The 14654-nt window shown below is 54.1% G+C and carries 12 protein-coding genes and 1 pseudogene; 3 read left to right on the top strand and 10 right to left on the bottom strand.

The window, feature by feature from the left end:
* Window positions 1-458: 458 nt before the first annotated feature.
* A pseudogene (locus tag FE839_RS24955) lies at window positions 459-776 on the bottom strand (LysE family translocator); the annotation flags it as partial.
* Window positions 777-835: 59 nt separating this feature from the next.
* Here FE839_RS24955 and FE839_RS21510 point away from each other — a divergent pair.
* The gene (locus FE839_RS21510) at window positions 836-1228 is read left to right on the top strand and encodes a VOC family protein (protein WP_138362793.1); all 393 of its coding nucleotides are present in this window, start codon (window positions 836-838) and stop codon (window positions 1226-1228) included.
* Between the two features lie 301 nt (window positions 1229-1529).
* On the top strand, window positions 1530-1820 hold the full coding sequence (locus FE839_RS21505; RefSeq protein ID WP_138362792.1) for a hypothetical protein: 291 nt from the start codon (window positions 1530-1532) through the stop codon (window positions 1818-1820).
* 35 nt (window positions 1821-1855) lie between these two features.
* On the opposite strand, the gene FE839_RS21500 is transcribed toward FE839_RS21505, so the two are convergent.
* The 5 genes from FE839_RS21500 to FE839_RS21480 all read right to left on the bottom strand — a co-directional run bounded on the left by FE839_RS21500 (window position 1856) and on the right by FE839_RS21480 (window position 8486).
* Window positions 1856-4969, bottom strand: a complete 3114-nt coding sequence (locus tag FE839_RS21500) for an efflux RND transporter permease subunit (protein ID WP_138362791.1) — start codon at window positions 4967-4969, stop codon at window positions 1856-1858.
* Entirely contained in the window at window positions 4966-6435 is a 1470-nt protein-coding gene (locus tag FE839_RS21495) for an efflux RND transporter periplasmic adaptor subunit (RefSeq protein ID WP_138362790.1), read from the bottom strand. Before FE839_RS21495 ends, FE839_RS21500 begins: the two co-directional genes overlap by 4 nt.
* Window positions 6435-7682 carry a TolC family protein gene (locus FE839_RS21490; RefSeq protein WP_138362789.1) on the bottom strand — a complete coding sequence of 416 codons (1248 nt, stop codon included), beginning with the start codon at window positions 7680-7682 and terminating at the stop codon, window positions 6435-6437. Before FE839_RS21490 ends, FE839_RS21495 begins: the two co-directional genes overlap by 1 nt.
* A gap of 13 nt (window positions 7683-7695) precedes the next feature.
* Window positions 7696-8064: a copper-binding protein gene (locus tag FE839_RS21485; protein WP_138362788.1), complete on the bottom strand. Its 369-nt coding sequence runs from the start codon at window positions 8062-8064 to the stop codon at window positions 7696-7698.
* Between the two features lie 74 nt (window positions 8065-8138).
* Window positions 8139-8486, bottom strand: coding sequence for a hypothetical protein (locus FE839_RS21480; protein ID WP_241675661.1), 348 nt, complete (start codon window positions 8484-8486; stop codon window positions 8139-8141).
* A gap of 700 nt (window positions 8487-9186) precedes the next feature.
* Between FE839_RS21480 and tam the strand changes: the two genes are divergently transcribed.
* Window positions 9187-9957: a trans-aconitate 2-methyltransferase gene (gene tam / locus FE839_RS21475; protein WP_138362786.1), complete on the top strand. Its 771-nt coding sequence runs from the start codon at window positions 9187-9189 to the stop codon at window positions 9955-9957.
* A 200-nt stretch (window positions 9958-10157) separates the two neighbouring features.
* Here the strand turns inward: tam and FE839_RS21465 are convergent, their stop codons facing one another.
* From FE839_RS21465 to FE839_RS21450, 4 genes are all read right to left on the bottom strand, one after another.
* On the bottom strand, window positions 10158-10598 hold the full coding sequence (locus FE839_RS21465; RefSeq protein ID WP_138362784.1) for a GNAT family N-acetyltransferase: 441 nt from the start codon (window positions 10596-10598) through the stop codon (window positions 10158-10160).
* Window positions 10599-11016: 418 nt separating this feature from the next.
* Window positions 11017-12468, bottom strand: coding sequence for a tagaturonate reductase (locus FE839_RS21460; protein WP_138362783.1), 1452 nt, complete (start codon window positions 12466-12468; stop codon window positions 11017-11019).
* 115 nt (window positions 12469-12583) lie between these two features.
* On the bottom strand, window positions 12584-13111 hold the full coding sequence (locus FE839_RS21455; protein WP_138362782.1) for a GNAT family N-acetyltransferase: 528 nt from the start codon (window positions 13109-13111) through the stop codon (window positions 12584-12586).
* 78 nt (window positions 13112-13189) lie between these two features.
* Window positions 13190-14614 (bottom strand): GGDEF domain-containing protein, encoded by a 1425-nt coding sequence (locus tag FE839_RS21450; protein WP_171034939.1) that lies wholly within the window; start codon window positions 14612-14614, stop codon window positions 13190-13192.
* Window positions 14615-14654 lie beyond the last annotated feature (40 nt).

Raw genomic sequence — 14654 nt, 5'->3', positions numbered from 1 at the left:
CACTAACTGAGCTGATACGGGCTGAAATATAAAGGATATAACTTTTTTTATGACTTTCAGCCTCTGAAAAGCCCCTGACGAATAACGGACTCACCGCATGGGGGTTGGGCGCATCAAGGAAACCTGGCGGGAACGCAGGCGCGCATCCAGGACTGGCCGCCAGGACGGCGGCCAGAGGGCGGGTCGAGACAGGGACGTCGAGTCCCGCCCGGTCCGCCAGATGAAGCCGGAGTGGAGCGGACCGCGCAGCGGCAGGTTTTCAGCGCCATGCCGGGGGTGCAGGGGGACGGGCGAAACGTCCCCCTGCCCGTTCACACGCTGTGGATATAACGAATATCCGCGAATTTATAGTGAACGGAACAGACCACGGAATCTGAATGGGCGAAAACGAAAAATGCGTCATGCTCGCCAGAACCACCGATAATGCGATTGCCACAGGAAAATAAAACAAAAGACAACGCCGATGATTTGCTTAAGTGAACGGCATTACGACGGGGTCTGAGTATTAATTGACTACCCAGCCAGCATAAGTAGACGGCTCCGCAGCACTTCAGCAAGTCATACGCCAGCTCCGATGCCGCCAGCAACGCCCCGAGACCAAAAGCGACCGCCGCCCCCAGATAAAACACCCTGTATCAATCCCCAGTGCCGCCTGAAAGACTTTTTTCCGCCTTCCGCGGTGGATGTGCGCAAAATTAATGAGTATCAAGGCCTGGGGTAAGCGTCAGCAGAAGCGCGGCAAAAGAACAGGCAAGAATAAAGGCTCTTCGCGACAAATGACTGCCGCAAAAACAGATACAGTCATTTGACCAACCCTTTATCGATACAGGTTATTATGACATTTAACCATATGCGCATCGCCAGGCCGGTCTCCGATCTTGCACTGAGTAGTAAAATGTACTGCGAAGGCCTTGGCCTGGCGCAGATAGCGAGTTTTTCCGATCATGACGGCTTTAGCGGTGTGATGGTCGGGCACCGGGATACTGGCTGGCATCTGGAGTTCACCCTCTGCCATCATCATCCGCTCACGCCCTCACCCGGCGCGGAGGATTTACTGGTGCTCTATTACCCGCAAGCCGCAGCATGGCAGGAGCAGTGCGGAAAAATGCTGACCGCCGGTTTCATACTGGTCAGCGCGTTTAATCCGTACTGGAATGTGAACGGCAAAACCTTTGTCGATCACGATGGTTATCGCGTGGTGCTGCAAAACAGACGCTGGATGCCCTAAATCGGCTACACCACTTATCGATGTATTGATTATCGCGCTAACCGGCTGGTGTTATATCGAGTTCGTGAATTTACCTGCAATAACGTGCTGGTTTATTGCGGCGCTGAGGAATATGCGTCGAGCGATGTCTGACGCAAATATTGGCAAAAAACTAATCAATATTTGACTGCAATTCGGCTTCCATGCCACCATCGCGTCAGCGCCCGGCAAAGAGGCGCGATGGTGGTACGGGTGAATATCAGAGATCGTATGATTTAAGGTCCATGCCCGTCCGCAACCTGATCTGGCGGGAAATAAAAACATGCACCAAAGTTTTAATCAGCGCGTCCATTTTTATTACTGCGTTTTGGTCGCACTGAAAATATATACAAAATCGAAAAAATCGGGTGGCGTCCGGGGGAAAAATAATTTCCTGCTGAAATGGCTGCGCAAAGCTCAGGACAACAATATCTTCCACCCGGATATTACCAGTGAGATCGAATGGTTACGCAGCAAAATTATTCAGGCTGGCTATGATACCGACCTTGAGCCGATGCTGGATTTTGTTTACGCCACCGCTAAACGCGCGGAAGATCTTAAAAACGCCGAATAATTTACACCCGGGCCGTCTGACCCGGATGTCCGGTATTAGCGTTTTTTACGGTGCGTCAGGCGGTAAACCGCCGGGATCACCAGCATCGACAGTAACGGCGCGGTAATCATCCCGCCGATCATCGGCGCGGCAATACGCTGCATCACCTCTGAGCCGGTACCGCCTCCCCACATAATCGGCAGCAGTCCGGCCATAATTGTCGCCACGGTCATCACTTTCGGACGGACACGCAGCACCGCCCCTTCATGGATCGCTTCGTTGAGGCTTTGGTCATCAAGCTGGCCGTGTCGTTTGGCGATTGCCTGATTTAAATAGAGCACCATAATCACCCCGAACTCCGCCGCCACGCCCGCAAGGGCAATAAAGCCGACGGCTGCCGCTACCGACAGATTGTAGCCCAGCAACCACAGCAGCCAGACGCCGCCGATCAGTGAAAACGGCAAGGTGCCCATGATCAACAGCGCGTCTTTAACCTTACTGAAGGTGACGTAAAGCAGGATAAAAATAATCATCAGGGTAAATGGCAGCACGATTTTCAGCTTCGCCGTGGCGCGCTCCAGATACTCATACTGCCCGGACCAGGTCAGCGAGACGCCTTCGGGCAGCGTGAGCTGCTTGCTGACGTTACTCTGCATCTCGTCAACGGCGGATTTCAGATCGCGCCCGCGAATATCGACGTAGATCCAGTCCGACAGGCGGGCATTTTCGCTTTTCAGCATCGGCGGTCCATCAGTGATGGCGATATCCGCCAGTTCAGAGAGCGCCACCTGCGCCCCGCCACGCGTTACCACCGGCAAATCGCGCAGCTTTTGCAGCGAGTCGCGGATTTCACGCGGATAGCGGACGCTTATTGGATAGCGTTCGCGCTCCTCGATGGTCTCACCGATGTTATCGCCGCCCACGACGCTGGCGACCACCGACTGTAGCTCCTTCACCGATACGCCATAACGTGCCGCCTTCACCCGGTCAATATTGATATCAATATAACGACCACCGTCGAGGCGTTCGGCCAGCGCCGATGTCACCCCCGGCACGTTACGCACGATGCGTTCGATTTCCTCGGCGGTTTTTTCAATTTCCGCAAGATTATTGCCGTTCACTTTGATGCCTACCGGGCTTTTAATGCCGGTCGCCAGCATATCCAGGCGGTTACGAATCGGCGGAACCCAGACGTTGGCGATTCCCGGAACCTTCACCGTATTGTCCAGCTCGCTGATAAGCTTATCCATGGTCATGCCGGGCCGCCATTCACTTTTGGGCCTTAACCGGATGGTGGTTTCCAGCATGGTCAGCGGCGCCGGATCGGTGGCGCTATCCGCCCGTCCGGCCTTGCCGAACACGCTTTGCACTTCTGGAATGGTCTTAATCAGACGGTCGGTCTGTTGCAGCAGGCGTCCGGCTTCACGGCTGGAGATCCCCGGCAGCGTCGAGGGCATATATAACAGATCGCCCTCATCAATTTGCGGCAGAAACTCGCTGCCAAGCCGGGACAGCGGCCATAGCGTGGCAACCAGCAGCAGCCCGGCCACCGTCAGCGTCACTTTCGGCCACTGCAACACCTTGTCCAGCAGCGGCTCATAGGCGCGGATCAGCCAGCGGTTAAGCGGATTGGCGGTTTCATCAGGGATTTTGCCGCGAATGAAATACCCCATCAGCACCGGAACCAGCGTGATCCCCAGCCCTGCAGCCACCGCCATCGACCAGGTTTTGGTGAACGCCAGCGGTGCGAACATCTTGCCTTCCTGCGCCTCAAGGGTGAATACCGGAATAAACGACAGGGTGATAATCAACAGACTGCAAAACAACGCAGGCCCCACTTCCGATGCCGCGCGCTGAGCTATCTGCCAGTAATCGGCGGAAGATGGCTGGCGTTCGGCATGATCGTGCCGCCACTGCTCCAGTACCTTATGCATATTTTCAATCATCACGATTGCCGCATCGACCATCGCCCCGATGGCTATCGCAATGCCGCCAAGCGACATCATATTGGCGCTGACGCCCTGATAGTGCATGACAATAAACGCGCCGAGGATCCCCAGCGGCAGCGTGATCATCGCCACCAGCGCGCTGCGGAAGTGGAACAAAAATAGCGAGCAAACCAGCGCAACGACGATAAACTCTTCAATAAGCTTATGAGTCAGGGTTTCGACCGAATTTTTAATCAGCTGCGATCGGTCATAGACCGGGACAATCTCTACCCCTGCGGGCAGGCTTTTTTTCACCTCCGCCAGTTTGGCCTTCACCGCATTAATGGTGGTCAGGGCGTTTTTGCCCGAGCGCATAATGATAATCCCGCCCGCCACTTCGCCTTCGCCATTCAGCTCGGCGACCCCGCGACGTATCGCCGGGCCGCGGCGCACGCTGGCGACGTCGGAAAGCAGCACCGGCACGCCGTTGCGCGAAGCGATTACCACCTGATTGAAATCATCAATAGACTTCAGGTAGCCGGTGGTGCGCACCATATATTCCGCTTCGCCCATTTCCAGCACTGAACCGCCTCCTTCCTGGTTGGCGCTCTGGATCGCGCTAATGACCTGTTCATGGGTGACATTCAGCGCCCGCAGCCGATCGGGATTGAGGATCACCTGATACGCTTTCACCATCCCGCCAACACTGGCAACTTCCGAAACATCCGGCACAGTTTTCAGTTCATATTTAATGATCCAGTCCTGAATTGCCCGCAAATCGCCCAGACTATGCTGACCGCTTTTATCGGTGAGCACATATTCAAACACCCAACCTACACCGGTGGCGTCCGGCCCCAGCGATGCTTTCGCTTCCGGCGGCAGACTGCTCTGGATTTGGCTTAAATATTCCAGTACCCGGGAGCGCGCCCAGTACGGGTCGGTCCCGTCATCGAACAGTATGTAAACGTAAGAATCGCCAAACATGGAAAAACCGCGCACGGTTTTCGCTCCCGGCACCGACAGCATCGTGGTGGTGAGCGGATAGGTTACCTGGTCTTCCACAATTTGCGGCGCTTTACCGGGATAACTCACGCGAATGATCACCTGGGTATCGGAGAGGTCCGGCAACGCATCCAGCGGTGCTCGCTGCACCGACCAGACGCCCCAGGCAGCCATAATAAACGCCGCCAACAGTACCAGCAGGCGATTGCGCAATGACCAACGGATAACGGCGGCAATCATAGCGACTCCTTAGCGCCGCTCATCGGCATTATTGTCGTGATTCGCGCCCCGTCATCGGTAAGGGCAAAGCTAAACATAACCGACTCGCCGGGGCGGATTTGTTGGCGCTGCTGCGTCGTAATAGCGAAATCCATGGTCATTGCTGGCCATTTCAGTTCGGCGACCGGCTGATGCTCAATGGTCACCGTCTCACCGTTCAGCGCTTTGATAACGCCATGCGTTGAGTAGTTTTTTCTCTCTTCGCTCTGCCCGGAAAGCTGTGGCAACGCGCTGCGCAGACTGGCTTCGGAGTCAATCAGGAACTGACCGGAGGTGACCACTTTCTGTCCCTCTGCAAGACCGGATTTAATCTCAACCAGACCATTCTGCGTACGCCCGGCGATCACTTCCACCGGTCGGAAATGCCCCTCGCCGTCGGCGATCAGCACCCGATTGCTGGCACCCGTAACGATCAGCGCCTCTTCAGGAATAGTCAGAACCGCACTCCCCTGAGTCTCATCAACCAACTGGATGTTTACATACATTCCCGGTTTGAGCCGATGCTGCGGATTAGTGAGGACCACGCGGGCTTTCAGCGTGCGGGTGCTGGTCTCAAGGTCAGGAAGCAGTTCACTCACCGTTCCCTGAAAGGTGGTGCCAGGCCAGCTGCGGGTGGTCGCCGTCACCTGACTTCCAACGTGCAGCAAACTGGCCTGGTTTTCTGGATAATCAATCACTATCCATACCGGATCGAGGCTGGCCAGCTCGAACAGCGGCTGCGTTGCCGTCACCTGCGCGCCAGTACGGACATCAAGCTTGCTGATATACCCCTCATGCGGCGCACGAACGGTCATGCGGGTTTGCGGCTTGCCGCTGCGCTCGACGCTGCGGATAATCGCTTCCGGCATAAACTGCAGCTGCAGGCGGCCACGTGCGGCGGCAGTCAGCCCGCGATCGCCAAGCTGTCTCACCGCCAGATACTCCTGCTGGGCTGCCGCCCACTGGGGAATCCACAGTTCCGCCAGCGCCTCGTTCTTTTTAACAAACTGCTGAGAGGCGTTGACGTGGAGTTTCTCAATCAGGCCTGTGGCCAACGCCGGAACCGTCTCAACGCTGCGCTCATCAATGGCGACCGTCCCGAAGGCATTTAGCTTCGGCGCCAGCGGCTGGCGGGAAACGTTAGCCGTGCGCACCCCAAGATTTTGCTGCACACGGGCGCTGATTCGCACCCCACCGGCGTCATCCCCCTCGCCTTCATCGGCATAGCGCGGGACCAGATCCATATCCATAAACGGTGATTTTCCCGGTTTATCAAACCGCGTGCCGGGGCTCATCGGATCGTACCAGTACAGCACTTTACGTTCCGCCGGGTTGTGCGGCTTCTCAACGGATGACATCGACACGTTACGCGAGCCCAGCCAGTATCCACCCGTTATGGCAAGAATGACGGCCAGCGCCACAAAAAAAAGAACAGATTTAAGCTTCATTATTTAACATCCTGCGGAATAAGGTAGCGAATGGCGGCCCACGCATTAGCGAGCGCTTTCTCAGCATTATTACTGGCGATCTCGCCGTTAAGCAGATCACGCCGGGCCGAGAGCAGTTCCATCAGCCCACCGCCGCCAGCCCGATAGCGGGCGTTGACGAGGCTAACTTTTTTGCGCAGCAGCGGCAAAATGTCGTTTTGCTGGCGGTCATAAATGGCTTTCGCGGCATGGTATTGCGAGATCAACTGATACTGCTGCGCCTGGTGTTCGCGCACCAGCAGGGTCAACCGATCATTGGCTTCATAGGTGCGGGAGACATCGGCGGCGTGATCTTTGTCCTGGCGTTTACCCTGAAAAACAGGCAGGTCGACGGTAAACATCACACCGACCATATCGTCGTAATCGTCCCCGCGCCTGGCGTAATAGACCTCGACCCCGACATCGGGGATCGCCGCCACGGCGGACTGCCCCGACTTCGCTTTTGCCAGATCGGCTTCTCGCGCCGCCTGAATCACTTCCGGATGGAGCTTAACGCCTTCAAGCAAGGTGGCCTCATCGGCAGGCAATCGCTCGATACGCGGTAGCGGGCCGGAGATATCGCGGACATCCTTGCCGGTAAGCTGCATTAACCGCGCCTGAGCAATCTGCACGTCGCGACGGACGTTATCCTGCTCATTTCTCATGGCGTTCAGCGCCAGTTGAACGTCCAGCACGCTACCGGGCGTGACGCTGTCGCTGCTGACGCCCGCTTTTTGCACCCCGATTTGTCGGGACGTCTCGCTAATCAGTGCCTGAACCGAACGCAGCGACTTCTGCGCCACCGCCAGATCCAGCCACGCCTGAGCGGTTTCCCGCTGAAGTCTCGCGCGAATAACATCCGCATTGGCGACTGCTCGCCGCGCCTCGGCGGTTATCGAGTCGGCTTTACGCTCGCGCTTGGTGCTGCTGATGTATTCCTGCATTATGCCGACCTTTTCCATGGTCATGCCCTCGCGGGTCAGACGACGACCGTTGTTTCCGCCGATCGGGACATTCTCAATCCCCAGTTTCAGCTTCGGATCGGGCAGTTGCAGAGCGGAATCCGCCCTGTTTTTTAATGCGTTAACCTGATAATCGTTGGCGGAAAGTTCGGCGGAATAACTTTCCGCCGCCGATAAGGCTTCTGTCAGCGTCGTCGCTTGCCCGCCGGTTGATATCAGCAACAGCAGAAGTGGCAGCCCCAGGGCCGCCTTATTTAAGATGTGCATAATGACTCCGAGGTTATAGCGCGGTAATGGAAACGAGCGCGTAGCCGGAATCAGTCTGACGGAAGGTAAAATCGACCCGCTGTCCTGCCATGAGTTTTTCCCCCTGATAATCATCAAGTGCAAAACTCATGGTCATCGCGGGCCAGTTCAGTTGTGTCACCGGACCATGGGCGATCGCGACAGCATTGTCACGCCAGGCTTTTATTACGCCGCTGGCGGAATAAATCGGTGCGCTATTATCCTGCGAATTCATACCCGGCATATCTGCCATTGCAGACATATTATGGTGATGCATGGCGCTCTCTTCAGCGCTGGCGATAAATGAAGCGGTGGAAAGGGTCAGAACGCTGGTGATAACCAGAAAAATAGAGGTCGAACGCATAATAAAATCTCCGAAAAAAAACAGTAAGTCGCCCGCAAACCGGGCCGATCTGATGGATGTTTTTTAACGGTGATTTATTCTCTGAAGCGGCAGAAGCGTATTTCAGCCGGTGGGCCAGTGACGGGCGGCGTATGCCAGTCTATACGTTCAGCGCAAATCTCCTGTTGTGGAGAAACAACAACTAAGGCGGTGTCGCCAGTCAATACATTCAGTTGTAGCGAGGTGGAAGCGTTAGGCTGTGCGCTATCCGGGCCGCAGTGTTTATCGCAGATCACTTTCTGGCCTGCGTTTTCCATACCCGGCATAATCACCCTGCCATCGACAACATGATGAACCTGAAGTTGCGTCGTGACCGGTTGCTGCTGCCCGCTATGATGCGCTGCGACAGCTAACTGAAGATTAAGTAGTAGCCAACAGGCCATAACAAGCCCTGCGCGTATACGAAGCCTGCGCCGGGTTGCTTGTTTGAATAATACCTGTATGGACTGGATCATAATGATATTCACAATAAAACGACCGATGAATTAAATCACACTCATCAGAATAATTAAACGCGATTTTTCAGCTAAATATATAAATGAAGTTTCTCTATAATTATTTACACAGCATGGCAAAAAACAATTTGACCTTTCGTTGTGGTGAAGATATATGGCCATTGCATTTTAAATGTCTGGCATTTTGCTGCCATGTTGGCCATCAGTAATTGTATTCAATAAATAACACAGATGTTATTTATTTGTGATTTTAAATAAGAGATATACCCTAAATTATTCGAGTTGCAGGAAGGCGGCGACGCAGTGAATCCCCGGGAGCGTACTCCAGTACGTGACTGGGGTGAACGAGGAAAGCCAACGCACATGCAACTTGAAGTATGACGGGTATATACCACAACTAATTTAAACCGCGCATGCGTTGACCACCGCGGAGCGAACAATGCAGCCAGAGAGCGACAAATTTGGCAGACACGAATCCTGGTAACCAGACTTCCCTGTGCGGACAGGGTGAGGACACGCCTGTAAATTGCAGTATGGCCGAGATTGTTATGATGATGTTGCCGATGCTTTGCCAGATAAGCATTGCAGTATATGCTGGTGGTGGATTATCCCTCGACCGGAGCCCCCTATGGCAGACTGGAATCCTTCTCTGTATTTGAAATTTGGCGCGGAACGCACGCGCCCCGCCGCTGAACTCCTCGCCCGCATCGCCCATCATCCCGTCAGACTAGCGGTAGATTTGGGCTGCGGGCCGGGCAACAGCACCGCACTGTTACGCGATGCCTGGCCAGAAGCGACGATTGTCGGCGTCGATAATTCACCGGCGATGCTGCAAGAGGCCGCGCAAACGCTACCCGACTGCCAGTTTATCAATGCGGATATCACCACCTTTCATCCTGCACGCCCGGCTGACGTGATTTACGCTAATGCTTCATTGCAGTGGCTGACGGATCACCAGCGGCTCCTTCCTCATCTGGTGAATAATCTTGCGAAAAACGGTGTGCTGGCGGTACAAATGCCTGATAACTGGCAGGAACCCTCACATACCCTGATGCGGCAGGTAGCGGAAGAGTTGGATTTTCCGCAAGGGGGGCGCCTTCCGTTACCCGGTGTACAGGAGTATTACGATATTCTGACCGCATGCGGCTGCGAGGTGGATATCTGGCGTACAACTTACTATCATCCCCTCGATTCGCATCAGGCTATTATTGACTGGCTACAGTCGACAGGCCTTCGGCCATTTTTACAACCGCTGGATGATCAGCAACGGGAGAGATTTCTTAAGCGTTATCTGGAACTGCTTAAGCAGCACTATAAGTTACAGCGTAACGGAAAAGTATTACTGCTGTTTCCTCGCCTGTTTATCGTCGCCCGTCGGTCGTCGGCAGCAGAAGGATAAAATCACGGCACCGGCGGTGCCGTATCGTCCGGTTTACCAGGAAAGATGATGCACCAGGGAGAGATCCCACGCCGTAGCCAGCAATGAAAGAAACATAATTAAATTGACAACCGCCTCTATGCGTTTTTCCATTTTGTTTCTCCTGAGTCGTTTCCCCTGTTTTACAGGGAAAATCTTAATAACTTCTTAATTTCCGACTTTCAGAGCGTCACACGATAACGAACATAGTCATCCGCTGGCGTAAATTCATCATACAGATGCCGGGCCGGGTTATCGGTTCGGGTATGCCAGTAGAGTCGCGACCACCCTTTCTCTTTTCCTTCCTTATGCAGCGCCTGCATCAATGTTCTGGCGATACCGCGGCCGCGCACCTGCGGGGCAACAAACAGATCTTCCAGATAGCAAATGGGCGTTGTCACCCATGTTCCTTCATGCAGCACACATACCGCAAACCCCACCACCCGGTTATCCACTACCGCCACACGACCTAAAACCGATGAACCGGGATCAAGCATACGCTGCCAGGTATACTCCGTGACCTCTTCTCGCTGTGGGTTACCATAAAACCCAGTATAGCCTTCCCAAAGCAGCAACCACTGTGCTTTGTCCTGCTGACCCACTTCACGAACCTCAATGGCCATCGATCTGTCTCCTCATACGGATAATCCATTATTTTCCTGTCGGATCATTTCTTCAAGCATCGGCACACAATTCATCTTTTCGCTTAATTTCCCGTTTTGCTGCCAGACGGGGTTGGCACGGTCTTAAAATTTGCGCTATGGGGGTAAATTGATAGTATGTTGTAACTAATGAAAAATGAAAACTCAACGATGTCGGGGCGCCGTCCGTTTAGTTATGCCTTTCAAAGAAAATCGTTGTCCGTTCTGATCCGCATCACAACCGCCAACTGGCCACCAGAACGGCGGCCAACGGATGAGAGTGAGCCCAGCCCACTCCCTCGATGACACCAGAGCGAACTGAACACACAGATGACGGGCTATATTGCGTCTGAGAGATACTCTGCGAGTGGCATTTAACCCCGGGAAACCTAATCTGTAATCAACACAACGGTTTAACAGCCGCACGCATGCCATCGCGCAGAATGGTATCCAGATCCCGCGTCACCTGCTCAACCAGCCCAGGGACTTTTGTCAGATCCTGCTGCCAGTGGGATTCCACAGCCAGCACCGCGTGTACCAGTTTACTGGTACAGATCTGCGCGTCACGATGGTCAGCCCATAGCGCCTGATAGCGTGCTACCCACTCGGCGTCGTCTTGCACCGGATAACTCTCGCCATCACGCTCGCCGCGATAAAACGCGATCAGCGCCGCCAGTGCAAAGGTCAGCCGCGCCGGGAGCTTGCCCGTCTTCTTCTGCCCGGCCAGCAACTGCGGCAGAATACGGGTACGATATTTAGTCATCCCGTTAAGGGCGATCGAGAGCAGTTGGTGTTTGATGTACGGGTTACGGAAACGCCCGGTAACCGCCCTGGCAAACGATTCCAGCTCATCGCGCGGCAGATCGAGAACCGGGATAATGTCCTGGTAAATCGCTTGCTCAACAAAAGAGCAGATTTCCGCGTCATTCATCGCTTCGCCAACGGTATCCAGCCCCGCCTGGAAGGCTACCGGAACCAGCGCGGTATGTGCCCCGTTGAGAATCGCCACTTTACGTTCTTTATAGGGCTTAATATCATCAACAATCAGCACATTAAGCGGCAATTTATCAAGGCGAAGCTCTGCAGCCAGCCATTTCGGCCCCTGGATCACGAACAGATAGAAATGCTCTGCCGTATCGAGGAAGGCATCCTTATAGCCCAACTGCTGTTCGATCTGCGCGGCTTCATCGCGCGGATAACCGGTCACGATGCGGTCCACCAGCGTTGAGCAAAACGCGTTGGCGTCATCCAGCCAGGTCACAAACGCGTCCGGCAGCCCCCACTCCTGCGCATAGCGCAGTACCAGTTCGCGCAGGGCTTCACCGTTATAATCAATCAGTTCGCAAGGGATGATGACCCAGCCTTTATCCGCCGCGCCTGAGAAATGGCTATAGCGCTCAAACAGCAGGCGTGTGAGCTTCGCCGGATAGCTCACCGGCGGCGTATCATCAACATGGTCGCCGGCATGGTAGGCAATCCCGGCTTCAGTGGTATTGGAAAACACAAACCGCATATCCGGGTTATGCGCCAGACGCAACAGTTCATCGTAATCCGCATAGGCGCTGATTTCCCGGTTTACCGAACGAATCAGACGCGCGTCGCTGACCGCTTCGCCCTTCTCATTCAGACCGCGAATGATGGTGGTGTAAAGGCCATCCTGGGTGCTGAGCGACGGTGGGAATGCGCTGTCAATCGGACGCACGATCACGACCCCGGAACCCAGATCGGTATGTTCGTTTAACAGATCGATCTGCCAGTCAATAAACGCCCGCAAAAAGTTGCCTTCACCAAACTGAATGATGCGTTCAGGGTACTGCGCGCCCGGAAAATCACGGCGGTTTAATGTTTTCACAATCAGTTTCCTCACAGAGTAGTCATACAACCTGATAAATTGGTCTAATAAGTTATCAGGTTTTTATATCAATGAAACCCTGTTTTGATCAAAGCTGTATGCAATATCAGCGCGATCAGAGGAATTTATAGAACAGCGATGTTGCGCTCAGCTCTCCATCCGGCATCAACGCATAGCGCGGAATTTCGCCAGCTTTTTCCCAGCCGCACTGGGCGTAAAAGCTTTCTGCCCCGCTACCGGTGGCCGTATCCAGCACCAGCACGCTCTTTCCGTATTCCCGGGCTATTTCTTCCAGTCTGATCATCAACGCATTTGCCAGCCCCTGGCGACGTGCATTTTGGTGAACCAGAAGTTTAGCAACATCGGCACGGTGCGGCTGGTTTTCCGCCTGGTCGATAACCAGTTGTACCGTACCAACGAGTTGCTGCCGAGCATCTACCGCCGCGATGACAATGCGTTCACCGTTAGCCACGCTCTGCACTATTTTTAGCCAGAATGCCGTTGCGGTTTCCGGGGCGAAAGGAAGCATAAAGCTCACCGACGCGCCGCCATTAACGCAACTGACGAGGACATCCGTAAGCTGAGGAAGGAATTCAAGAATATCGTCACGCGACAGCGTGCGTAGAGAGAAAGATGTGGTCATAGGTCACTCCCCGAAATTGACCACATCACTATGTTTTTAATCCATATTTAACACAAGCACCAGTATCATCGGCTTTTCTTATGGCGAACTTTCCGCCAGTTTTTCGGTGTAAATACGATTGCAGCCGGATTTTTTTGCCTGAATCATATTATCGTCGGCTTCCCTTAGTAGCTGATTGAACAGTTCGCTCACCCTTAAGGTTCCCGGATTCTGACTCTCCAGCCCAATACTGAGCGTTAACTGGATTTTGTTTTGCCCCCAGATAAAGGAATGCGACGCAATGCCCTGGCGAATGGTCTCCGCCAGCATTTGCCCCTCTTGCGCTGATGAGGTCTGCGCTGCGACGACAAACTCTTCCCCGCCAATACGCGCCACCATCCCCTTTTCCCCCACCAGCAACCGCACCTGTTGGGCAAACTGAGCCAGCACGCAGTCTCCGCACTCATATCCCCATTGTTCATTGATCTGCTTGAAGCCATCAATATCCAGCACCATGATCGTTAATAACCTGTCAGATGGCAGAGGCTGATGTTTCAGCGCCTCACATAACCCCGAGCGGGAATAGACCCTTGTCTGAAAATCAAAATCAGCGCGCAACGCCAGCTGTTTAACCAGGTTATTAATCGCTTCGACGCTGGAGGCGACAATAACCGGGCTAATTAACATGGCCGCGATCCCCAGACGCGTCGAAAACAGTTGCCACGGCTGCATCCGGGCATCGGCAGAGAAATGGATAAGCGAATTAGCGACCAGCAGAATTTCACCAATCCCGGTTATAAAGGTTAACAGGCAGGTCAGCGGTAAGGGATAGCGAATCGCACACCAGATCAGCGCGGGTAAAGGGAAAGTAATGCTTCCGGCCCCGCCCACCGCAACGCCGAGCCCGATCGACAACACCAGCGCAATCACCGGCAACAATTGACGCAGACGAAAAGCGCCTGACGCAGAAGGCAGCGTGAGGGTCAAAATAAACGGCAGGATTAGCACAGCGGTCGAGAATTGTTCGCTAAACCAGTCCGCCAGTTGGGGAATGAAGGTGGCGCGTTCAACATCCACCGACCCCAGCGCCCCGATGGCGGCACAGAGCAGCGCGGCGAACAGGCAGTAGCAAAATAAACTCAGCGCGTTAATCGGCCCCGGCATCGAATCTGTCCGCCGCTTATCCCATAAGATGAGCTGCGCCAGCGTGACAATAAAGACGATATTGGAGAAATTAATCAGGACAGAGGCGAATCCCATTCCCCAACGAGAGGTTAAACCGTCACAGATAAGCATGGCGGCAAAACAGACGGCGTAAAAATAACTGCGATTTAGCCAGACATAACGCGCAAAAATCCCTGCCATCACGGCATTGAGCGGCCAGAAGAATGACAGTTCCTGTACAAGGCGCAGCATTCCGCCAAGTAAGTGCAGAAGTACTGTTAACGTGAACAACACCAGCGCGTCGCGCAGGCGATGATCCTCACGAAACAGCGAGAATGACCGAATTGACAGTGAAGACATTCATGATGATCCGTCTAATTGTTTCAGACACTTATTGTGT

Origin of the sequence: Klebsiella indica (genome assembly GCF_005860775.1) — a bacterium.
In the GTDB taxonomy this organism is placed as follows: domain Bacteria; phylum Pseudomonadota; class Gammaproteobacteria; order Enterobacterales; family Enterobacteriaceae; genus Klebsiella; species Klebsiella indica.
The sequence above is the reverse complement of the archived record's forward strand: the minus strand, read 5'-3'. Positions and strand labels throughout refer to the sequence as shown.

What these genes read in the sequence shown, in the direction of transcription:
- FE839_RS21500 (WP_138362791.1), bottom strand. Translation starts at nt 4,969, where the DNA reads ATGATTGCCGCCGTTATCCGTTGGTCATTGCGCAATCGCCTGCTGGTA.
- tam (WP_138362786.1), top strand. Translation starts at nt 9,187, where the DNA reads ATGGCAGACTGGAATCCTTCTCTGTATTTGAAATTTGGCGCGGAACGC.
- FE839_RS21465 (WP_138362784.1), bottom strand. Translation starts at nt 10,598, where the DNA reads ATGGCCATTGAGGTTCGTGAAGTGGGTCAGCAGGACAAAGCACAGTGG.
- FE839_RS21480 (WP_241675661.1), bottom strand. Translation starts at nt 8,486, where the DNA reads ATGGCCTGTTGGCTACTACTTAATCTTCAGTTAGCTGTCGCAGCGCAT.
- FE839_RS21490 (WP_138362789.1), bottom strand. Translation starts at nt 7,682, where the DNA reads ATGCACATCTTAAATAAGGCGGCCCTGGGGCTGCCACTTCTGCTGTTG.
- FE839_RS21505 (WP_138362792.1), top strand. Translation starts at nt 1,530, where the DNA reads ATGCACCAAAGTTTTAATCAGCGCGTCCATTTTTATTACTGCGTTTTG.
- FE839_RS21455 (WP_138362782.1), bottom strand. Translation starts at nt 13,111, where the DNA reads ATGACCACATCTTTCTCTCTACGCACGCTGTCGCGTGACGATATTCTT.
- FE839_RS21510 (WP_138362793.1), top strand. Translation starts at nt 836, where the DNA reads ATGACATTTAACCATATGCGCATCGCCAGGCCGGTCTCCGATCTTGCA.
- FE839_RS21495 (WP_138362790.1), bottom strand. Translation starts at nt 6,435, where the DNA reads ATGAAGCTTAAATCTGTTCTTTTTTTTGTGGCGCTGGCCGTCATTCTT.
- FE839_RS21450 (WP_171034939.1), bottom strand. Translation starts at nt 14,614, where the DNA reads ATGTCTTCACTGTCAATTCGGTCATTCTCGCTGTTTCGTGAGGATCAT.
- FE839_RS21485 (WP_138362788.1), bottom strand. Translation starts at nt 8,064, where the DNA reads ATGCGTTCGACCTCTATTTTTCTGGTTATCACCAGCGTTCTGACCCTT.